This is a genomic window from Sulfurovum sp. XGS-02, assembly GCF_023213175.1.
GTDB lineage: Bacteria > Campylobacterota > Campylobacteria > Campylobacterales > Sulfurovaceae > Sulfurovum.
In genome coordinates, this window is sequence record NZ_CP093312.1 from 1,571,368 (window position 1) to 1,590,691 (window position 19,324).

A 19,324-nucleotide genomic window follows, 5' to 3' on the forward strand; every position below is an offset into this window, starting at 1 on the left:
GCAAAAATGCTGATATTATAGGCCTATCATAAAACAGTTATACCCATTTTCATATCTGTATGAAAGGGTGTAACCATGCTCTTTAAGTATTTCATAGACGATATATAATCCCAAGCCAAAACTCTCCGAGGATTTAACTTCACCTTTTGTAAAGGGTTGAATGTAATATTCTAGCTTTTCATCTATTTTGGCACCAAGTGAATAAAAACCGATTCCATTCGCATTGCATTCAATGTAAAAATCATTCTCTTTTGCATATTTAAGACCATTGTCAATCAGGTTTTTAAATACGATTGTAAAGAGTTCAAAATTGACTTCTAATTTTCTTTCAGAAAAATTATTTTTAATAGAATTAGGTTCTAAAAACAGCATATCGGTAGCTTGATCTAAAATGTTCGTAAGCGAATAAGGCTTTTTTTCCAGTTTATGTTCACTCGCTGTAATTTTTTCAATCTGAACAAATTCTTTTAATAGTAACTCAAGCCGTATAAACACTTCATTCAAGATATCCTTAGATTTGGACTCCTCTATAAATTCCAGTGCCAGTTTTCCTCTTGTGATAGGTGTTTTACATTCATGTGTAATGTTCCTCAAAAAAATCATTCTTGCTTTTAAAAGATACCTTATTTTTTTAGCAGACTTATTAAATTCATTTGATACTTCAGCAATTTCATCATTACGGGTTGACGAGAAATCTATATCTATATTCCCCTCTCCAAAACTGCGTATTTGTTTTTGTAGATGTTTCAATGGTATAAGACTAATTGCGATAGAGAAAAAGAGAAGTAACATAATTGCAATAAAAGCAAAATATAACCACCAAACATAGTTAACATTTATAGACTGTGTATCCATGTCTTTTAATAATATATTTCCAACTTGAGGTGGAACTACGACATATCTGTATAAACCTTTTTCATATAGATGAAAGTCTCCCTGCGCACAGGAGACAGTATCAAATTTTTCAAGTTTTTGAATCTCATCATAGAGCACATTATCATCAACCACATACATATTGTCTCTTTTTAGCACTTCAATGAGTTCTTCATAACTATTTTTACCAATTTTCCATCTCATAATAGACATAGCTACATGATGATAGTGTACTTTGAGTCTCTCTTTTTCATTTGTAAATTCATATTGGTACATCACTTTAAAAAGAGCAGTAGTAGCCACTAAAGCTAAAAAGAAAAATAACACAATTCGTAATAATATTGCATGTCTATTCATCGTAGTATCATTCTATATCCAATACCCCGTACGGACTCAAAGTATTTTGGTTTTCTTGGATCGTCATTTAGTTTTGCGCGTAGTCGGCTTATAATAACATCTATACTTCTATCTCCGCTGCTCCAGTTCATCCCATCAACATAATCTAAAATATCTTCACGAGAAAATACAATACCTCTCTTTTGTAAAAAAAGCTTTAATACACCAAACTCCGCTACAGTTAAATCTAATGCATCACCTTTAAAATAAATCTTCATAGTTTGTTTGTCACATTTAAACTCTTTATCTTCAAAAATATCATCTGTATGAAGTGTATTCTCAACTCTTCTGAGTTGCACTTGTATTCTTGCGATCAATTCACGGGTGTCAAATGGTTTTGGTAAGTAGTCATCTGCACCTTTCTCCAATCCTAGTACTTTATCACTGACATTGTCACGAGCAGACATAATGATAATAGGAATAGAGTATTTTTTTCGGATACGTTCGCAAAGAATCAACCCATCCATCTTTGGTAATGATAGATCAAGTAATATCAGTTTATAGGATTTATCTTCAAGCCTCATTAATACTTTTAACGGATCATGTAAAATATCAACCGTATAGTCACTGCTGATTAGATAGTCAGCGATAAGGTCTGATAAATCTATATCATCCTCTACTATCAATATGTCTGTCTTTTCTCTCATCAGTAAATCTTTAATTTTTCTTCTTTTACTTTTTCTTTTCTATGAGACGGTATACCGTAGTTACTCATAGTTTTTTCTACCCTTTCCTCTAACACCGTAATGATCATGACCATATTGAATGATTATTCATTCAATATATAACATACTTAACCTTAAACAAAGCAAAATGGATTCAAATAATACCCATCACTTCTTTTTTACATGCTCAGTATGCCGAAATAATTTTTCTTCAAGAACAAGCAGTAAAAGATACATCCGCAGGTATCTTCTCTCCTCATATTCCAAATATAAGCGATTATCCAAATTCTATCTTAAAAACTTTTGCTATAATCAAACTCATATTACACAATATTACATAAGGAAATTCAACCATGTTATTGGGCGTAAACATTGACCATATTGCAGTACTAAGAGAAGCACGAAAAGTAGCAGATCCTGATCCGCTTGATGCACTAAGCATCTGTAAACGTGCTGGAGCAGACCAGATCACGATCCATCTTCGTGAAGACCGGCGCCATATGCAAGATATGGATGCCAAAAATATTATAGAGCTTTCTGCACTGCCTGTAAACCTCGAATGTGCCATCTCTCCTGAAATGATAGATATCGCCTGTGAGCTAAAACCGCATCGTGTCACGCTTGTGCCTGAAAAGAGAGAAGAGGTCACTACAGAAGGCGGTCTTGCAGTCACAGGAGAACAACCCAAACTCAAAGAGGCTATCCGAAGACTGCACAAAGAAGAGATAGAGATCTCACTTTTCATAGACCCTACCCTGGATGCGGTCAATGCATCGCTTGAGCTAGGTGTCGAGTGGATAGAGTTTCATACGGGGAAATATGCCAACATCTATGCGATGCTCTATACAAACCTCTCGAAAACGCACCACAGCATCCCTGAACTTGAACTCCCGCGAAAAGTACTCAAAAAGATGCTTAAAGATGAACTCTGCAACTTGCGTCTGCTCTCCTGTGATGCTATGGAGCTGGGATTGCGTGTGGCAGCAGGACATGGCCTTAATATGCAAAATGTCAAAGAGATCGCCGAGATAGAAACCATAGAAGAGCTCAACATCGGACAAAGCATTATCGCCCGTTCTGTCTATACCGGGCTTGAACAGGCTATCATAGATATGAAATCTATGTTGATAAGATAACATGTCAAGAAAAAAAGTAGCCATATCTGTGGGTGACCTCAACGGCATAGGTATACAGCTGGCCATTGAGAATCATGAGATCATTTCTCAAGAGATAGAGGCTGTTTACTGCATAGACAGAAATATGCTGGAACAGGCAGCCCAAAAGTTGAACCTACGCATACCTGATGATTTCCAAACGATGGAAGGTATTGCAAAACACTTTGAGATAGAGGCAGGAACCGTCAGCAAAGAGAGCGGTGCCTATGCCTACGCATCATTTGCCAAGGCGGTTGAGCTTGCACGCTACAAAGAGGTCGATGCCATCACTACTTTGCCCATCCACAAAAAAGCCTGGGAGTTGGCAGGTGTAGCCTATAAAGGCCATACCGATGCCTTGCGAGATCTTTTTGATGCAGATGCCATTATGATGTTGGGATCACCCAAGATGTATGTCGCTCTTTTCACTGAACATATACCACTGAAAGAAGTGGCTGGGAGTATCAACGAAAAAGCATTAACAAGGTTTCTACTGGACTTTTACCGGACAGCCAAACCCAATACACAGGTAGCTGTTCTGGGTTTGAATCCTCATGCAGGGGATGACGGGGTACTGGGCACTGAAGAGCGTATCATACAAAAAGCGATAGACAACGCCCACAGAGAAATAGGCACCAAAATATTCAGCGCACCACTTGTACCGGATGTCGCATTTACACCAAGGGTACGTGCAAACTATACACACTACATTGCCATGTACCATGACCAGGGCTTAGCCCCTCTCAAAGCATTGTATTTTGATGAAGGGATCAATGTCTCTCTCAACCTGCCGATCCTAAGAACCTCTGTGGATCACGGGACCGCTTTTGATATAGCGTATAAAGGTTTGAGACTCAATGCACTAAGCTATATTAATGCAATCAAATATATTAAGGGAAGAGATGAAAAATCGGCTTATCATAACGATCAGTGATGTGCATGGATCAAAACAGTATAGTGTCCATGAGATCATCAAAAAGGTAATAGCTGGAGCGATCCTTCTTCTGATCACTATTGCTTTTGCTACGTATCTTTATATCAATTTTCTTAACAACAGGGTCTCTAAACTCAATGAGCAAACACTCGAATTTCAAAATGAAATTGTAAAACTTGAAAAGACAAGTGCAACCTATAAACACAAAAATGATATTCTCGAAAAACAGAATGTACAACTGACACATCTGATCCAGGAAAATAGCGACAAACTCCTCTCAGTCAATGAAAAACTCGAAGAGGTTGAAGAGATGATCGGGTATGGACCGGATCTGAATGTCAGTGTTCAAGACAGAGTAGAAAATGCACGTGAAAAGGTTGTTCAGGCAATCAAAGAAGAGGTTGAACAAGAACACATATCATCAATCCAAAAGGCTCTCCTACTGAACAGTATCCCTAATGGAAAGCCTGTGAAATATACCCGTATCTCAAGTAAATACGGATACCGTACCCATCCTGTCACAAAAAAACAGTCCTTTCACCCAGCACTTGACCTGAAAGCAAATAGAGGTACCCCGGTCTATGCACCTGCCAGCGGTGTGGTTATCTTAGCGAAACGTAAAGGTGCCTATGGAAACCTCTTGCTGCTTGACCACTCTTTCGGTTTTAAAACTGCCTATGGGCATCTTAGCAAATTTGCCGTCAAGAGCGGTGATTTTGTCAGTAAAGGGGATCTTATTGCCTATGTAGGGAGTACGGGTCGAAGTACCGGCCCCCATCTACACTATGAAGTCCGATATTTGGATAAATGGCTCAATCCAAAGAGTTTTATACAATGGGATTTAGAAAATATTAACGACATAAGCGATAGAATAACTCAAGTTGACTGGAAAAGCATCCACAAGCAGACCCAGGATATCATCACACTTTCTACACAACAATAAAGGAGCACTATGGCACTGATCAGAGGCAAAAAGAATCCAAAAACACAGAACAAGATCACTTCAGCAACCATTATCACATCATGTATGGAAGTCACGGGAAATTTACATGGCAGCGATACGGTACATATAGACGGTAAAGTGGTGGGAGATATCATTGTGAGTAACACACTTGTGATCGGGAAATCAGGAATGGTACAGGGAGAAGTGAAAGCAAAGAATGCGATCATTAACGGTACACTTGAAGGGAGTATCATCTGTGAAACACTCGAAGTCATGGAAACCGGTGAAGTCTCCAAACAAATTCAGGCAGATACCATGATACTTGACGGTACCGTTACAGGTTATGTTATTGGACTCAAATCGATAGAAATCCAGTCAAATGCTACACTGACAGTTGAGAAAATAGAAAGTAAAAAGATCACTGTTAGCGGATCAGTGAAAGGAAATCTTGTCGCATCAGAACTGCTAGAGATAAACAGTACAGGATCAGTAGAGGGTGAAATATCAGTCAAAGCTATCAAAACGGCTGAAGGCAGCAGAATGGTTGGTACCATGTCTACTTATGAAGAAGAGAAAGAAGAGGAAAAGGCACAGACAGCCTGATCTTATTCTACCCAAAGAGTCCTTCTGACTCATCCACAACAACTTCACAGTTCTCATTCATCTGGGCACAAAGTTTCTCTTGACAGGATTTACATAAGTAGCGGTAATTCTGCATATCGTAATGGATCGTATCACCTTCATGAATATCATCATAACACTCCGCACATACATTGGTTACCCGTAAAAGTATCTCTTTTGTTGCTTCTTGTGTTACAAAACATGGACTACTCATTATCACTCCCTAATTCTTTAATCATTTTTTTTGCTTCTTCTAATGTATCATCTAATGCGTATGCTTTTCTATACCCTGCAAGTGCTTCTTTTTTTTGCCCCAGATCATATAAAGTGTTCGCATAGTTAAAGTGATGGGGTGCATACTCAGGATCCAATGCAATCGCACGTTCATGGTGTTTTTGGGCCCCCTCATTCTCTCCAAGTTTATGCAGAACATTGGCAAGTGACACATGTGCCATATCATCCGTATCATCCAAGGACAATAGTTTTTCAAAATGCTCTTTGGCTTCTTCATATTCACCTGTCTGCATACATACATAACCCATTTTCTGAAGCACTTCAGGATTGTTCTCGTCAATGATCAATGCCGATCCCAATGCTTTTTTTGCCTCTTCAAAATCTTCTTTTTCTACCGCATCATCTGTCATTTGTAACAGTTGTTCCATCCGTGTAGGCTGCACAGCAGGTGCAGAAAATGTTTTATCAGGACGGCTGATACCCCCTATTTGCTCATCTGCTACTTTCGCTTCAAAATCAACACCTCTTTTAGGGTGATTTCCTGAAAAAAGTTGTTTAAAAAAAAGATAAAATACTCCTCCAGCAATAATAAGAAGTAATAGTTGAAATGTTGTCATAGCTTCTCCAATATAGTTATCGAATGATAAGATAATCTAACTTAAATCCAAAGAAAAACTGCTATCATGATAAAAAAGAACCAAAGGATGATGATGGCTTATAGAATAACATTAGATAAAGAGAAATTACAAAAAGAGTTAACGCCGCTAGAGTATAATGTTTGCTTAAACCACGGTACGGAAGCACCGTTTCAAAATGAATTCTGGGACTCAAAAAAGGAGGGTATCTACAGCTGTAAATGCTGTGGTACACCACTCTTTTCTTCGGAAACAAAATTTGATTCGGGTACAGGGTGGCCAAGCTACTTTCAACCCATCAATGAAGAGGATATAGAAGAGATCGAAGATACCAGCCATGGCATGGTTCGTGTAGAAGTACGTTGTGGTGCATGCGGTTGTCATTTGGGGCATGTATTCCCTGATGGTCCGTCACCTACCTATAAGCGATACTGTATCAATTCTGCATCTTTGGATTTTAAAGAAAAGGAATAAGCTATGATGATTTCAGCTGTTCGGCAATACGCCCGGCAGCTTCATCCATCTCTTCCTTTGTATCAAAAATAAAAGAGTATTTTTCCTCTTCTCCAAGATTGACGAAAATACCAAATCCCACCACTTCGACCTTACCTTTGGACTCAATATCCAACCACTCAAGACTCACTTGTGTGGTTTCATCTTCATATCCTGTCTTGATGACAGCTGCAGGGTAGAGCTGTGTGATCTTTGCTGTGTCGAATTGTTTATCTTCTATTGTGATTATCATAGAGGGATTATAGTATAATCACTTTAAATCTAGAATGGAGCCCAAAAGATGAGTTTAAAAGAACAGATAAAAAATGATATCAAAGAAGCTATGCGTGCAAAAGAGATCGTCAAAAGAGATACACTGAGAAATATTCAAGCCTCTATCAAACAGATAGAAGTAGATGAGCGCAGAGATGTAAATGATGCTGATGTTGAAGCTATCCTAATGAAATATATGAAACAAAGAGAAGATGCCAAAGCGCAATTTACAGAGGCAGGACGAGATGACCTTGTAGAGAAAGAAGATGCAGAGATGGCCATAGTCAAATCCTACCTTCCAGAGCCGATGGATGATGCAGAGTTGGAGTCTGTACTGAAAGAGGTCATTGCATCTGTGGGAGCCGAAAGTATGAAAGATATGGGTAAAGTGATGGGTAGTGCCAAAGCAGCCATAGGAAGCCGAGCAGACGGCGGACGTATCAACCAAATGGTAAAAAAGTTACTAAGTTAATACACTTTTATATATAAAATAATGTCGACCTGAACGCCCACTGTACCCCACTTACGCTTTAGCGACGGAGGGTATCGGTATTTAGTACCAGAAAAGCGAAGCGATTCGAGAAGATCGACGCTTTTTGCCTACTTTTTCTCTTGTGAAGCGAAGCGGTGACAACGTCATCACTCTCTTTGAGAAAAAAGTAGAAAAAAAACACTGCATAATAAAAAATCTATTTACTTAGCATTGTTCAAATATTCTTAATCTTTCTCAATTAGGAATAAATAGGTTTAACCCCATTAATTCCCATACTTCAACGCTTTAATAGCCGCAGTAATATCATCCTGTCTCATAAAATGCTCACCCACTAAAAAGGCATCCGCACCTATCTTGGAAAGCTCGACCACTGTCTCATGGTCATTGATACCCGATTCAGCCACAATGATTTTACCATTTGGAATCAGCGGTATCAGTTTTTCACTCAAGCTCATATCCATCTCAAATGTCTCAAGGTTACGATGGTTTATCCCGATAATATCAGCCCCCGCGAAGATCGCTTTGACCAGATCTGTTTTATTATGTACTTCTACCAATACATCCAGACCTAAATGACGCGCATAGTCATGTAGCTCTTTAAGCTCTTTACGACTCAGTGCCATAGCGATCAGTAAGATATAATCTGCACCAAATGCCAATGCTTCAAGGACCTGGTATTTGTCAACGATGAAATCTTTTCTGAGCAATGGGAGATTGACATAACGACGTACCATTCCCAGATACTCTTTATCCCCTTTAAAAAAATGTGGTTCGGTCAGTATAGAAAGGGAATCTGCCCCACCCTTTTCATAGGCTTGCGCTATCTCCACAGGATTAAAGTCTTCACGTATGATCCCTTTACTTGGACTCGCTTTTTTTACTTCGGCGATGATACGGTAAGGATTTTCCTCAGTCGAACGTAAAGCACTCTTTACATCTTTAGGGATAAATGGGTTAAAAGAGAGAGAACGTCCTAACCACTCTTCGGGGTAGTCTACTTTTCTTTTTTCTAGATCTGATTTTGTTTTTTTAATGATTTCATCTAATATCTGAGCCATATATCACTTTCCATATTTCTATAAATTTCGCGTATTATATCTAAAAGTACCCCGAAATTATTTACACTGTCTGATCGCATCCCAGTGTTCTATGATTTCTGCCTCTTCCAACCCCTCTTCATCGACCACTCTTTTCATCAGTTTATAGGCTTTATCACACTGACGCTGTTTATAGTATCCCCATGCCAAAGAGTCAAGATAATAGATATTGTCAGGCTGCTGGATCAATGCATTTTCTATCACACTGATACCTTTTTTGACATTGACCTCTTTGTCTATCAGTGTATAGCCGTAATAATTGAGATAAATACTGTCATCATTCCCTAACGCGATTGCTTTTTCAAACTGAGCGATCACATCCTGTATCATTTTTTTATCATTCTTATCTTTCGAGTTTTCAAAAATAAGTACACCCTTCTCTGCGATCCACTTTGAATTTTTATCTTCTTCATAAAGTTTATCTATAAGGGCCAATGCTTTAGAAAAATATTTTTTTGTTTTATAGAGTTCATAGAGTATGTCATTTCTACTTTGATCTGCTTCCAAAAAAGTAATCGCACCGTCAAGATCTCTTTTGTATATATAAGCATCGATGATCTTTGTCAGGTATTGTTGGTCATTGTCTTGTTCATACAATGCTTTATAGGTCTCTAAAATACCATTGATATCTTTTTCTTTTTGATAAAGCAAAAGTAATTTTACATAGACATCATGGCTCACGATATTCATACGACGGTGTGTTTCAAGTAACTGTATCGCCTTTTTACGTTCATCGGTAAACTCATCCATAATATCAACCATCCGAAGCAGTATCGCTTCTCTAGGTACCGTTTCATACACCCTGCTTAACAGGTCCAATGCTCTTTTGAATTTTCCGGCATATAAAAATGAATTAGATGCCAGATCCAGATCCATAGGTTCTTTTGACTGTTCAAGCAAATGTTCTGCTTCTATGGTCGCATTTTTCACTTGTCTTATCGTGAGATAGAGAGGGATGAGGAGACGTCTTACTTCGACCCTGTTCGGATTAACCTTATCCCATGTTTTTAAACGTGTGATACTCTCGTGTATGTGGTTTCTGCTCATCAGTGCGGCACTGGCTTCTCTAAAAAGATAGATCTCTGCCCCGGTATCATCATAGAGTTTTTTATAGACCTGATAACTGTTTTCATACGCTTTATACTCATCATATAAAAGTCCTCTCATGATGAGCTCATCTTCACTAATCTTCATAATTTCTTTGGCAGAGCTCATCAGAGTGCTCAAGATAAATACTGCCAATAAGCTAAAAGCTATACGATACCAGGACACTCTTTGCGTACCTCTTCTTCATCATTTTTAAACTGTTCCCAAAATGGGAAAGTACGGCACTGTAAAGGCCGTACAGGGTATATGGAACAACGCTTCATTTCGGCATCAAAAAATATACAGGCATAGTTGTCTTCTGCCAATTTCTTTTCTATCAAAGAGTAGCGATGCTTCACTTTTCTTAAATACATTGTAGCAAAATCTTCTACGCTAAGGTTAACGAACGCTGCCATCTTCTCTATCTCGGCATATTTAGCCCAGATATAACCGCTCTCTCCCGTACAACAGTGCCCTCCACACGCTTCGCATGCATTGGGGTTAAATTTAAAATTATACTGTTCGTGTGTCATGAATTCCATGATCAAAAATCACCTTTTATACTATTTGTATTGGCACGTTCAAATGCTTTCATCGCTTTTTCTCGATAGACACTCTTCTCATCAAAGACCACAAATGGGGGAAGTATCTTTGTCATAGATTTTGATCCCATGCGGGCTGCGATCATCACCAGTTTGGATTCTCTGTCTATTTTAGAGTGCACAAACTGCATCGTTTCAACAGTTATACCATAGGAAGTTAAATGATGTAATAACAGGTCTACCTGCTTCGCATCATAACAGAAGATAAAATATCCTCTAGGTTTCAACAGTTTTTTGACCTTGGCGATGAAAGTATCTATAGGCAGATGGTGTGCATACCGTGCAATGTTCAAATGCGTATTTTCACTCTGTTGTACGTTTGCGTCATAAAAAGGTGGGTTTGAGATGATATAGTCAAACTTCTCATCCGTCATCCACTCTGTAAAATCTCCGAGATGACTCTGTGCTTCCAGATTGTTCAGTGCATAGTTATGTTTTGCATAGTCAAGCATCTTTTCCTGTTTGTCTATAATGCTGGTCTGGATCTTAAAATCCCTGGTCAGTAAGAGCGAGATGATCCCAACACCGCATCCAACATCCAGCAGTTTACCTTTAGGCTTAAACGAAGAGATAAAGTCATACAAGAAGATGGAATCACTGTTATAGCAGTAGCCACTTGTAGGTTGATAGAGAAACAAATGATGCCTTTTTTTATGAATTTTACTATATTTTCAGTATAATCGCGATTATGAATGAAGAACTAGACCTACTGAACCCGCCATCAACAGATTTTTCCATGCTGGACTACGATTGTGCATACATCCCTGGGAATAAGGTACGTATGAACTATAAGTATGTGTCTCATGCAAGTAAAAAATTTGCCACTGCAGTGATCGCCAGAGGATGGAGACGTTTTGGAAAGTACTTCTTCCACCCTATCTGCAATGGGTGCAATGAGTGTAAAAGTATACGTATAGATGTCAACAACTATCACTACACTAAATCGCAAAAAAAAGCTATTAAGCGGAATGCCGATACCCAGATCATTGTTCAAAAGCCCAGTCTTACCGATGCACATATACATCTCTACAATAAATACCACTCTTTCAAGCATGAAAAAGACCAGTGGCAGCACCGTAATATTTCACATCGAGAGTACCATGAAAACTTTGTAGATGGTGCACATGATTATGGAAAAGAAGTGCTCTATATCAAAGATGGCAAACTCATCGGTGTTGACCTCATCGACATACTCGATGACGGCATCAGTTCCATATACTTCTACTATGACCCAGATTATGCAAGACTGTCACTTGGAACCTATTCACTGCTCTATCAGATACAGTTGGCCCATATCCTTGAACTGCCTTGGATCTACTTGGGGTACTGGGTAGAGGGGTGTAAAGCGTTTGCCTACAAGCCAAAGTTCCAACCCCAAGAGATATTGGATGGTTTTCCTCATGTCACAGAGGAGCCTGATTGGGAAAAGTGGGATTTAGCGTAAAGCATCCAACTCCGGACTCTTACGGCACCATTTCAAAAAAAGTCTGTCAGGATCAACTCTGACATCTACCTCTTTGCCTTCAATGATAGATTCAGCCAAGATCTTTGCCATCAGCGGTGCAAAAACAAACCCCCTGCCTCCCAGACCATTCAAGACATATAAACGCTCTATATATTTCATCTCAGGCTTGCTGCCACGCATAATGGCTGGATATTTTTCTAACATAAAAGGGACATCTATCACCTTCCCTACCAAAGGGAAATAATCTTTAGACCCTGATCTCATACCGCAAAAGACTTCTTTGAGCTCCAGGTCTGACGTATCGATCAGAGAAGAGGCCTTTTCTTTTAGCCCCAGTGCCTGTTCTTTCTTACAGGGGACTACCTCTTTCACTCCTTTTTCATGCGTGGCACCCAGTTTGATGATACCATCTACATTGGCACCCACAGAGATAGACTGGTGCATACTGACATCCAAGGAGAGCTTAGAACTGAAGTCACCCCTGGTACCCCATGTGCCTTTGATACCCATGTAACGCAAGTCAGCCAGATCATTCTCATAGCCTGTCGCTAAGACAAGGTTTTGAGCACGATACTCACCTACACACCAAAGTTCGTTTTCCTGATAAATCTCTCTTACTTCATATTCAACCACTTCTATGTTTGTAAGTAGATATTTACACACTTCCTGTGCATCACAAACCCCAGCTTCAGGAAAGTAAAAACTATCAAATTCAGTATTGATCCCCAGCCTTTTCAACTGCTCTTTTGCATAAGTTTCATACCTGTTATCATTGTAGGGTTCATATGAAGAAAACTTTTGGGCATCCACTTCATCTTTGGGGATTCTTATCACACCGGTTTGATGAAAAAGTTCCAGACAAGTGGAGAGATAAAACTCTTTGGCATATTCAAAAGCTTCATTGGTTAGACTCTGAAGTAGCGAACCCTTACCTATCTTTGGAGAGACAAAAGCCCCGGCAGCCCCTGAACCGCCTGAGGCAATGCCTCTTTTATCTAATACAATGACATTTTGTCCTTTTTGCTTCAATGCATATGCTGTAGAAGCACCTGCGATACCTGCACCGATGATAATGGTATCGTAGGTTTTAAACATATATTTCCTTATATACCCTCATTCCATCTCCTCTTAGGAAGAATAACACATATACTTTACTATATTCCAGATGATAACACTGCTGAATAAATGATACTATCCACAACCATTGGATCTACACTCCCTTGAACCGGTCCACTTCTCATTAAACTATCTTCAAAAACTAAATCTTTTTTTATAATTAACTTTTTATTTTCAAATACTTTAAATGTTCCTGTTACATCATCATCATATTTCTTTAGTTTAGTAACATGTGGAATTAATTCTACTGTATAAACATTATTTGCTTTAAATTCTAATATAAAAGTTTCAGGCTCTGCATGTTTTGCTCGTTCAGAGTAATAAATAGTAGGTTCATATTTTATTTCATGTTCCCCAGGCTGAACTCTAAGTCTTGTTGTTGAAAAGTGCGATCTATCAAGCACATTACCATCTATTTTAACAAATGTATAAGTAAAACGTTGACCATCTTTTTTTTCTTTTAAAACGAGTAATGAAATATTACTACTTGATGCTGGTTCAACATATTTTCCACATCCCACTAAAATAAAAACAAATACTATCCCTAACAAACTTTTTTTCATATTCTTTTTACTCTTGTTTTATAAACTTAAACCGATATCTCTTTAATATCTGCAATATTTCTAAATGTTTTATAGATAGAGCCTATCGTATGGAGTCTATTTTGTTGCAACGCTTCGTCTTCAGTGTTTACCAGAACATCATCAAAATACCCGTCAAGTTCACGTTTCAGCCCAAAAAGTGCTTCAAGTTCTTCTTTATAGTCACTGTATGTCGAATTGATCACTTTTTCATACGCATTATAGAGTGTGACTTCCGCATCTTCTTTAAATAACGCAATATCTATCTCCATACTTGACTCAAGGTCCACATCTTTAGAGATATTTGCGACACGTTTGAAGGTTGTGAACTGCTCTTTGAATGCATCACTGCTTACGATCTCATTGAGTGCAGCGACTTTTTTCGCTATCTCATTGATATCTCTTTCACCTGAAGCCAATACAGAAGCGATAACTGATGGATTGGCATCGAGTGACTTGTTGATACGTTCTATGATGAATTCACTTAAGAGGTTCGTATCAAATTCTTCATAATTGCCTTTGAGCAACGCGATGATATCATCGATATTGAAGGTCAGATCATATGCTGTCACTATTCTTACAATACCGTTGACTGCACGACGCAGTGCAAAAGGATCTTTAGAGCCTGTAGGAATCTTTCCTACGCTAAAGAGTCCAAAAAGTGTATCGAGTTTAATACTCATCGCCACAATAGAGGAGAAGACAGAAGTTGGAAGTTCGGCACCCTCACCTACTGGCATATACTGCTCTTTTATCGCTTGATATACCAATTCATCTTCACCTAGTGCTTTTGCATAATAATACCCCATAAGTCCCTGTAGTTCTGTAAACTCATACACCATCTCACTCATAAGGTCCGCTTTTGCAAGGTTTATTGCTCTATCCATCGCTTTTTCAAGGACTGTAGAACTTTTTTCGGTATCTTCTTCTACTCTATCCATATAGAGGGCAAGCAGTCTGATCGCGATATTATTTTCTCTTGTGATTTTATCGGTAAGGGTCCCCAGACCATCGATGAACTGTACCTTTTCAAGACCATCCGTACTCAGTCCGTTTTTAAGGTCATTTTTGTAGAAGAAGAGTCCGTCGGCCAAACGTGGTTTAAGGACACGTTCATTTCCTGCGATAACTTTACTGTAATCATCCGTATAGGCATTGGAAACAACCACAAACTTGTTTGCTATTTTCCCATGTTCAAAGACAGGGAAATAACGCTGATGTTCTTTCATCGATGTAATGATCACTTCAGGCGGTAGTTCCAAGAAAAGTTCATCAAAAGAGCCTACAAGTGCTTTAGGGTTCTCTGTGATCGCTACAACCTCAGCCAGAAGTGCTCTATCCCTCTCTATGATGATATTGTGCATCGACTCCAAAGCATCAAATTCAGCTAAGATCTTTGCTTCACGGTCTTTTGGGTGTAACATCACGGCACACTCATCCAGCAGACCTTCATAGGCATCTATCGTAGGCACTTCCACAGGATCATAACTGACCATACGGTGTACATAGGTTTTGGTATCTGCATGCACACCAAAAAGTTCTACAGGTACAGAAGCATCACCCATTCTTACCTGTAACCAGCGTATAGGTCTGATATATTCATCCGTTCTTGAACCCCAGCGCATCATCTTCCCAAATGACATTGAGGCTATCCATTTTTCCAGCATCTCTTGAAGAAGAGAAACCGTTTCTGATCCCTTCTCTTCTTTTTTGAAATAGAGTACTTCTTTCCCGTTTTTCTCTGCACGACCGAGTGTATCAAAGCTTACACCGCATTTACGTGCAAATCCCTGGGCTGCTTTCGTAGGCTCACCATCTTTGACTGCCGCAACCATTGGAGGACCAAACAACTCTACTGTAGTATCCTCCTGGCTTACCGGCATTGCCGTATGTTTAAGGACCAATCTTCTAGGTGTATAGATAAATTCAAAATCATTACTAAGGTTATACTCTGTAAGTATATTCTCCCAAGATTTTTCAATGTTATTCACGATTTTAAGTAGTGGTATAGCCGGTAATTCTTCTACACCGATTTCTATGAGTAGTGCTTGTGTCATTTAGATGATCCTAGTGAAATAATAATGGCTATTATTTTACCTAAATATTCGTTAAGAGTGAGATTAGCACCTGTAGTGTTGCCTGCCTGATCTTAAAATATATGAGCATATGCTTCTTAGCTTGTATGGTTTTTACACAAAACCTCATAAAAATATATCAAATCATCATACCGTTAAAAATAGCTGCACATTTTTTGTATACTGCACACATGAATAACCCGGATAGGTTAACACACCAAAGAAAAGCAATGAAAACCCGTGATCGGTTCTTTGATTGTTCATTCTAATATGAGGGAAAATGGTATGAAGAATTACTTTTCACGTATGAAAACCAAGGGGCATTGTCCTCCTAGAAAACCGATCAGAAAGATCATATGGTCATCGATAGGGGCCTTTTTAGGTATCCTCTTCATTGCTTACTTGGAAGAGCTATGGAGCGGTCATGACAAAGCGCCTTTATTTTTGATAGGCTCTTTTGGGGCATCTGCCGTATTGATCTACGGAGCCCCTTTGGTGGAGTTTTCACAGCCAAGAAATTTGATCGGCGGACACGTGCTTTCAGCACTGGTCGGCGTCACGATAGCATTTCTGTTTAAAGACAATATCATGCTTGCCAGTGCATTGGCCGTTTCATCAGCTGTTACGATGATGCATTTGACAAGAACCCTGCACCCTCCCGGAGGGGCAACCGCTCTGATCGCCGTTATTGGTGGGGATAGCATACAGGAACTTGGATATTGGTATGCAGTCAGCCCGGTATTGATCGGTGCTTTTTTGATGTTACTGGTGGCTTTGTTTGTGAACAATATGTCCATTGATCCCAAAAGGCATTATCCTGTCTATTGGGTATAAATACTTGAAATAGTTCCAGCTAACCAAAAAAATATGCTATGCTGTGTGTGAAGAGGGATTAGTGTTCCCCACTCTCATCCTCTTGCATATCGATGCGTCTGCCTTCCTCATCAAATTTACTTTTATAGTAATTTTTCACTATGCCAAACGTCATAAATACAAATAAAAATATAGCGATGATATACAGGATATCTCCAAATGACATATTATTGCTCCAATGTATTGGCTATGGTGATCTTTTCAAACCCTTCATAGTTTTGACGCAATGCATCATAAATGACGACACCCACACTCACACCAAGATTCAAACTTCTGCCTTTTCCGCCCATAGGGATGGTGATACACTGCTCCGGATTGTCTAGCAGAACTTGTTCATTGATCCCTCTGGTCTCAGAACCAAAGAGAATGTGATCACCCTTTTTAAACGGTGCATTGAAATAGAGATTATCCGTTTTCGTTGTAGCCATATAACTGTTTTTGCTGATAGGGTGTGCTTTAAGATATGCTTCAAAACTCTCCCAAACCACCAGGTCAAGATGCTGCCAATAATCAAGCCCGGCACGCTTTACCGCTTTATCGTCTATATCGAATCCAAGTGGTTTGATAAGGTGCAGTGTCGCACCCAAGTTGACACATAAACGGCCTATGGTACCCGTGTTTTGAGGAATTTGTGGCTCTACTAAAACGATATTAAACATTAAAATACAACCGTTTTATTACCATTGACAAATACCCTGTCATGCAGTACCAAAGACAATGCACGTGAAAGTACTATCTTTTCCACGTCACGTCCTGCTCTTTGCATGTCTCTCCATGAAAAACGATGATTAACAGGTATCACATCTTGGGCAATGATCGGGCCTTCATCCAGATCATCTGTTACAAAGTGTGCTGTAGCCCCTATGATCTTTACACCTCTTTCAAATGCCTGCTTATAAGGATTTGCACCTATAAAAGCAGGGAGGAAAGAGTGGTGAATGTTAATGATCTTTTCCGGATATGCCTTGACAAATTCAGGTGTAAGTATACGCATATACTTTGCAAGTACGATATAGTCAAACTCAAATTCGCTTATAAGCTTCATCACATGTTCTTCATGCTCTTCTCTGCTCATACCCTCTGCCGGGACATGAAAGAACGGGATATCAAATCTGCGTACGAAATTCTCAAGTGTATCATGGTTGGCAATAACACACTCTATCTGTGCATCAAGTTCACCATTTGCATGACGTACAAGAATGTCACCAAGGGCATGAGACTCTTTTGTAGCCATAAGAATGATCTTCTTATCTTTTGGTTCTGCCACCCTGATATGTGCATCCTTAGGTGCAACAGTTTTGAGTTCTTCAAGCAGCTCCTGAATGTCAAACATGCCTGAAACGACTGTACGCATAAAAAAGCGTCCCTGTTCTTTGTCAACAAATTCGCGGTTATTATCGATATTTAAATCTCTATCATAAAAGACTTTAGCGATCTGATACACTAAACCTTTTGAATCTTCACAATCAATTAAAACTCTTGCTTTTTTTACCATATTTACCCTAGTTGCTATTGAATTGTAAAATTATACCTATTTTTCTTTCAAACTCTTTAGGGAGATATCCCTTATCTTCTTTTCAGTTCGCCTCTGAAGTTCATCACCTAACGCTTTACCTGAATACCCTTCCTCTATCAACTCCGTGGGAGTAACACCTCGGTCAAAAGGTTTATCCCATACGTCAAGTTGCTTTGCCATAGCTATCACATCTGAATGATAGTTCCCTACATACTCTATGATACCCTCTTTCAGTGAGAGATGAGCGATGAAAGAGACGGTAATATCTATAGGTGACGGTGGTACTGCCACTTTTTTATAGTAAATAGTGGGTGCACCCAATCTCTCTAACACTTCTGTGATATCCAATGCAAAATATGCTTTGCAGATAAAAAGAAAATAATAGGGTCTCAGTTTCTCTACAAAGTTCTTTTGACTCTTTTGCAATACCCTGCTTAAAGCGATAAATGATCTTCTCTCCATATCTTCATTAAAAAGCTGTTTGCCTATACCCAGTGTCAGCAGATAGTAAAGGCCATAGTGCAAATATTTACTCATAAACATTTTTTCCATCTCTCTAAATATCCGTTCTTTGGGTAGATCATCCAAAGAGATACTCTGACACAGTCTACAACTCTTCTCTTCCACTCTAAAGCCAAATCGTGCAGCAAACTGCATAGCACGCAATACACGTAAACTATCTTCCACAAATGTATCTTTATCAACCACCCGAATCACTTTATGTTCTAGATCACCCAATCCGTCCCAAAAGTCAAGTATCTGTTCATTGTGAATATCATACATCAACGCATTGATCGTGAAATCCCGTCTTTTTGATGCCTCTTTTTCTTCCAGCGCCAAAGAGACTTCAAATCCCCGGTGCCCCTTGGCTATTTTTTTCTCAGTACGGGGTAAAGAAATATCCAGGTCATGGTACTTATAGACAAAAAAACTTTTCCCTACACCCTGTGCACCTAAATGCTCCATCGCACTTTCAAAATCATCTATAGTGATACCAAAACACTCGATATCATAATCTTTAGACGCATCTCCCAAGATACGATCACGTACAGCACCACCGACAATGTAACACGTGGCATGATAGTTTTGTGCCAAATACTCTGTCACTGTTTTAATATTTTGAAGTATATGGGGATCGGTTTGTGAGAAAAAGTTCGGAAAAGATTTGATAGTGGGCATGATATCCCTTTTAAAATCATT

At 39.0% G+C, this 19,324-nt stretch carries 24 protein-coding genes; 8 read left to right on the forward strand and 16 right to left on the reverse strand.

Annotated features, from left to right (window positions below; genetic code table 11):
• Positions 1-15 precede the first annotated feature (15 nt).
• Together MN086_RS07710 and MN086_RS07715 are read right to left on the reverse strand one after the other, a co-directional pair.
• Positions 16-1,230, reverse strand: coding sequence for an ArsS family sensor histidine kinase (locus MN086_RS07710; RefSeq protein WP_248575439.1), 1,215 nt, complete (start codon positions 1,228-1,230; stop codon positions 16-18).
• On the reverse strand, positions 1,227-1,916 hold the full coding sequence (locus MN086_RS07715; RefSeq protein ID WP_248575440.1) for a response regulator transcription factor: 690 nt from the start codon (positions 1,914-1,916) through the stop codon (positions 1,227-1,229). Before MN086_RS07715 ends, MN086_RS07710 begins: the two co-directional genes overlap by 4 nt.
• A 371-nt stretch (positions 1,917-2,287) precedes the next feature.
• On the opposite strand from MN086_RS07715, the gene MN086_RS07720 reads away from it, so the two are divergent.
• Genes MN086_RS07720 through MN086_RS07735 form a run of 4 tightly spaced genes read left to right on the forward strand, consistent with a single transcriptional unit; the run spans position 2,288 to position 5,568 of the window.
• Complete coding sequence (locus tag MN086_RS07720; protein ID WP_248575441.1) at positions 2,288-3,070, forward strand: pyridoxine 5'-phosphate synthase; 783 nt, start codon at positions 2,288-2,290, stop codon at positions 3,068-3,070.
• 1 nt (position 3,071) lies between these two features.
• Entirely contained in the window at positions 3,072-4,022 is a 951-nt protein-coding gene (pdxA, locus tag MN086_RS07725; RefSeq protein WP_248575442.1) for a 4-hydroxythreonine-4-phosphate dehydrogenase, read from the forward strand.
• The gene (locus tag MN086_RS07730; RefSeq protein ID WP_248575443.1) at positions 3,991-4,965 is read left to right on the forward strand and encodes a M23 family metallopeptidase; all 975 of its coding nucleotides are present in this window, start codon (positions 3,991-3,993) and stop codon (positions 4,963-4,965) included. The genes pdxA and MN086_RS07730 overlap by 32 nt, the downstream gene beginning before the upstream one ends.
• A 9-nt stretch (positions 4,966-4,974) precedes the next feature.
• Entirely contained in the window at positions 4,975-5,568 is a 594-nt protein-coding gene (locus MN086_RS07735; protein WP_248575444.1) for a polymer-forming cytoskeletal protein, read from the forward strand.
• 7 nt (positions 5,569-5,575) lie between these two features.
• Here the strand turns inward: MN086_RS07735 and MN086_RS07740 are convergent, their stop codons facing one another.
• Entirely contained in the window at positions 5,576-5,800 is a 225-nt protein-coding gene (locus MN086_RS07740) for a hypothetical protein (protein ID WP_248575445.1), read from the reverse strand.
• A complete protein-coding gene (locus MN086_RS07745) occupies positions 5,793-6,437 on the reverse strand; it encodes a tetratricopeptide repeat protein (protein WP_248575446.1) in 645 nt (214 codons plus the stop codon). The genes MN086_RS07740 and MN086_RS07745 overlap by 8 nt, the downstream gene beginning before the upstream one ends.
• 93 nt (positions 6,438-6,530) lie before the next feature.
• Here MN086_RS07745 and msrB point away from each other — a divergent pair, with 93 nt between their 5' ends.
• Positions 6,531-6,929, forward strand: a complete 399-nt coding sequence (gene msrB, locus MN086_RS07750) for a peptide-methionine (R)-S-oxide reductase MsrB (protein WP_248575447.1) — start codon at positions 6,531-6,533, stop codon at positions 6,927-6,929.
• Position 6,930: 1 nt separating this feature from the next.
• On the opposite strand, the gene MN086_RS07755 is transcribed toward msrB, so the two are convergent.
• Positions 6,931-7,200 (reverse strand): phosphomannomutase, encoded by a 270-nt coding sequence (locus MN086_RS07755; RefSeq protein ID WP_248575448.1) that lies wholly within the window; start codon positions 7,198-7,200, stop codon positions 6,931-6,933.
• 48 nt (positions 7,201-7,248) lie between these two features.
• Here MN086_RS07755 and MN086_RS07760 point away from each other — a divergent pair, with 48 nt between their 5' ends.
• Entirely contained in the window at positions 7,249-7,692 is a 444-nt protein-coding gene (locus MN086_RS07760; protein ID WP_248575449.1) for a GatB/YqeY domain-containing protein, read from the forward strand.
• 284 nt (positions 7,693-7,976) lie between these two features.
• Here the strand turns inward: MN086_RS07760 and trpC are convergent, their stop codons facing one another.
• Genes trpC through MN086_RS07780 form a run of 4 tightly spaced genes read right to left on the reverse strand, consistent with a single transcriptional unit; the run spans position 7,977 to position 11,136 of the window.
• Complete coding sequence (trpC, locus tag MN086_RS07765) at positions 7,977-8,771, reverse strand: indole-3-glycerol phosphate synthase TrpC (protein WP_248575450.1); 795 nt, start codon at positions 8,769-8,771, stop codon at positions 7,977-7,979.
• A 57-nt stretch (positions 8,772-8,828) separates the two neighbouring features.
• Positions 8,829-10,004, reverse strand: coding sequence for a lipopolysaccharide assembly protein LapB (locus tag MN086_RS07770; protein WP_248575451.1), 1,176 nt, complete (start codon positions 10,002-10,004; stop codon positions 8,829-8,831).
• A 59-nt stretch (positions 10,005-10,063) separates the two neighbouring features.
• Entirely contained in the window at positions 10,064-10,438 is a 375-nt protein-coding gene (locus tag MN086_RS07775; protein ID WP_248575452.1) for a YkgJ family cysteine cluster protein, read from the reverse strand.
• A 2-nt stretch (positions 10,439-10,440) separates the two neighbouring features.
• Complete coding sequence (locus MN086_RS07780; protein ID WP_248575453.1) at positions 10,441-11,136, reverse strand: tRNA1(Val) (adenine(37)-N6)-methyltransferase; 696 nt, start codon at positions 11,134-11,136, stop codon at positions 10,441-10,443.
• A 50-nt stretch (positions 11,137-11,186) separates the two neighbouring features.
• On the opposite strand from MN086_RS07780, the gene MN086_RS07785 reads away from it, so the two are divergent.
• Positions 11,187-11,942: an arginyltransferase gene (locus MN086_RS07785; protein WP_248575454.1), complete on the forward strand. Its 756-nt coding sequence runs from the start codon at positions 11,187-11,189 to the stop codon at positions 11,940-11,942.
• On the opposite strand, the gene MN086_RS07790 is transcribed toward MN086_RS07785, so the two are convergent.
• The 3 genes from MN086_RS07790 to glyS are packed head-to-tail and all read right to left on the reverse strand — an operon-like array spanning position 11,934 to position 15,717.
• On the reverse strand, positions 11,934-13,058 hold the full coding sequence (locus tag MN086_RS07790) for an FAD-dependent oxidoreductase (RefSeq protein ID WP_248575455.1): 1,125 nt from the start codon (positions 13,056-13,058) through the stop codon (positions 11,934-11,936). The genes MN086_RS07785 and MN086_RS07790 overlap by 9 nt on opposite strands.
• Before the next feature lie 59 nt (positions 13,059-13,117).
• The gene (locus tag MN086_RS07795; RefSeq protein ID WP_248575456.1) at positions 13,118-13,642 is read right to left on the reverse strand and encodes a hypothetical protein; all 525 of its coding nucleotides are present in this window, start codon (positions 13,640-13,642) and stop codon (positions 13,118-13,120) included.
• Between the two features lie 26 nt (positions 13,643-13,668).
• The gene (gene glyS, locus MN086_RS07800; protein WP_248575457.1) at positions 13,669-15,717 is read right to left on the reverse strand and encodes a glycine--tRNA ligase subunit beta; all 2,049 of its coding nucleotides are present in this window, start codon (positions 15,715-15,717) and stop codon (positions 13,669-13,671) included.
• Between the two features lie 303 nt (positions 15,718-16,020).
• On the opposite strand from glyS, the gene MN086_RS07805 reads away from it, so the two are divergent.
• A complete protein-coding gene (locus MN086_RS07805; RefSeq protein ID WP_248575458.1) occupies positions 16,021-16,569 on the forward strand; it encodes an HPP family protein in 549 nt (182 codons plus the stop codon).
• Positions 16,570-16,627: 58 nt separating this feature from the next.
• Here the strand turns inward: MN086_RS07805 and MN086_RS07810 are convergent, their stop codons facing one another.
• From MN086_RS07810 to MN086_RS07825, 4 genes are read right to left on the reverse strand one after another with little or no spacing between them, the layout of a single operon-like run.
• Positions 16,628-16,774, reverse strand: coding sequence for a hypothetical protein (locus tag MN086_RS07810; RefSeq protein ID WP_248575459.1), 147 nt, complete (start codon positions 16,772-16,774; stop codon positions 16,628-16,630).
• A 1-nt stretch (position 16,775) separates the two neighbouring features.
• On the reverse strand, positions 16,776-17,267 hold the full coding sequence (locus MN086_RS07815) for a tRNA (cytidine(34)-2'-O)-methyltransferase (RefSeq protein ID WP_248575460.1): 492 nt from the start codon (positions 17,265-17,267) through the stop codon (positions 16,776-16,778).
• Positions 17,267-18,103, reverse strand: a complete 837-nt coding sequence (gene purU / locus MN086_RS07820) for a formyltetrahydrofolate deformylase (RefSeq protein WP_248575461.1) — start codon at positions 18,101-18,103, stop codon at positions 17,267-17,269. Before purU ends, MN086_RS07815 begins: the two co-directional genes overlap by 1 nt.
• Before the next feature lie 36 nt (positions 18,104-18,139).
• Positions 18,140-19,303: a CCA tRNA nucleotidyltransferase gene (locus tag MN086_RS07825; RefSeq protein WP_248575462.1), complete on the reverse strand. Its 1,164-nt coding sequence runs from the start codon at positions 19,301-19,303 to the stop codon at positions 18,140-18,142.
• Between the last annotated feature and the right edge of the window lie 21 nt (positions 19,304-19,324).

What these genes read in the sequence shown, in the direction of transcription:
- MN086_RS07715 (WP_248575440.1), bottom strand. Translation starts at nt 1,916, where the DNA reads ATGAGAGAAAAGACAGACATATTGATAGTAGAGGATGATATAGATTTA.
- MN086_RS07795 (WP_248575456.1), bottom strand. Translation starts at nt 13,642, where the DNA reads ATGAAAAAAAGTTTGTTAGGGATAGTATTTGTTTTTATTTTAGTGGGA.
- MN086_RS07790 (WP_248575455.1), bottom strand. Translation starts at nt 13,058, where the DNA reads ATGTTTAAAACCTACGATACCATTATCATCGGTGCAGGTATCGCAGGT.
- trpC (WP_248575450.1), bottom strand. Translation starts at nt 8,771, where the DNA reads ATGGCTCAGATATTAGATGAAATCATTAAAAAAACAAAATCAGATCTA.
- MN086_RS07815 (WP_248575460.1), bottom strand. Translation starts at nt 17,267, where the DNA reads ATGTTTAATATCGTTTTAGTAGAGCCACAAATTCCTCAAAACACGGGT.
- MN086_RS07805 (WP_248575458.1), top strand. Translation starts at nt 16,021, where the DNA reads ATGAAGAATTACTTTTCACGTATGAAAACCAAGGGGCATTGTCCTCCT.
- MN086_RS07810 (WP_248575459.1), bottom strand. Translation starts at nt 16,774, where the DNA reads ATGTCATTTGGAGATATCCTGTATATCATCGCTATATTTTTATTTGTA.
- MN086_RS07770 (WP_248575451.1), bottom strand. Translation starts at nt 10,004, where the DNA reads ATGAAGATTAGTGAAGATGAGCTCATCATGAGAGGACTTTTATATGAT.
- MN086_RS07785 (WP_248575454.1), top strand. Translation starts at nt 11,187, where the DNA reads ATGAATGAAGAACTAGACCTACTGAACCCGCCATCAACAGATTTTTCC.
- purU (WP_248575461.1), bottom strand. Translation starts at nt 18,103, where the DNA reads ATGGTAAAAAAAGCAAGAGTTTTAATTGATTGTGAAGATTCAAAAGGT.
- pdxA (WP_248575442.1), top strand. Translation starts at nt 3,072, where the DNA reads ATGTCAAGAAAAAAAGTAGCCATATCTGTGGGTGACCTCAACGGCATA.
- MN086_RS07720 (WP_248575441.1), top strand. Translation starts at nt 2,288, where the DNA reads ATGTTATTGGGCGTAAACATTGACCATATTGCAGTACTAAGAGAAGCA.
- MN086_RS07775 (WP_248575452.1), bottom strand. Translation starts at nt 10,438, where the DNA reads ATGGAATTCATGACACACGAACAGTATAATTTTAAATTTAACCCCAAT.
- MN086_RS07745 (WP_248575446.1), bottom strand. Translation starts at nt 6,437, where the DNA reads ATGACAACATTTCAACTATTACTTCTTATTATTGCTGGAGGAGTATTT.
- msrB (WP_248575447.1), top strand. Translation starts at nt 6,531, where the DNA reads ATGGCTTATAGAATAACATTAGATAAAGAGAAATTACAAAAAGAGTTA.
- MN086_RS07740 (WP_248575445.1), bottom strand. Translation starts at nt 5,800, where the DNA reads ATGAGTAGTCCATGTTTTGTAACACAAGAAGCAACAAAAGAGATACTT.
- glyS (WP_248575457.1), bottom strand. Translation starts at nt 15,717, where the DNA reads ATGACACAAGCACTACTCATAGAAATCGGTGTAGAAGAATTACCGGCT.
- MN086_RS07760 (WP_248575449.1), top strand. Translation starts at nt 7,249, where the DNA reads ATGAGTTTAAAAGAACAGATAAAAAATGATATCAAAGAAGCTATGCGT.
- MN086_RS07735 (WP_248575444.1), top strand. Translation starts at nt 4,975, where the DNA reads ATGGCACTGATCAGAGGCAAAAAGAATCCAAAAACACAGAACAAGATC.
- MN086_RS07730 (WP_248575443.1), top strand. Translation starts at nt 3,991, where the DNA reads ATGAAAAATCGGCTTATCATAACGATCAGTGATGTGCATGGATCAAAA.
- MN086_RS07755 (WP_248575448.1), bottom strand. Translation starts at nt 7,200, where the DNA reads ATGATAATCACAATAGAAGATAAACAATTCGACACAGCAAAGATCACA.
- MN086_RS07710 (WP_248575439.1), bottom strand. Translation starts at nt 1,230, where the DNA reads ATGAATAGACATGCAATATTATTACGAATTGTGTTATTTTTCTTTTTA.
- MN086_RS07825 (WP_248575462.1), bottom strand. Translation starts at nt 19,303, where the DNA reads ATGCCCACTATCAAATCTTTTCCGAACTTTTTCTCACAAACCGATCCC.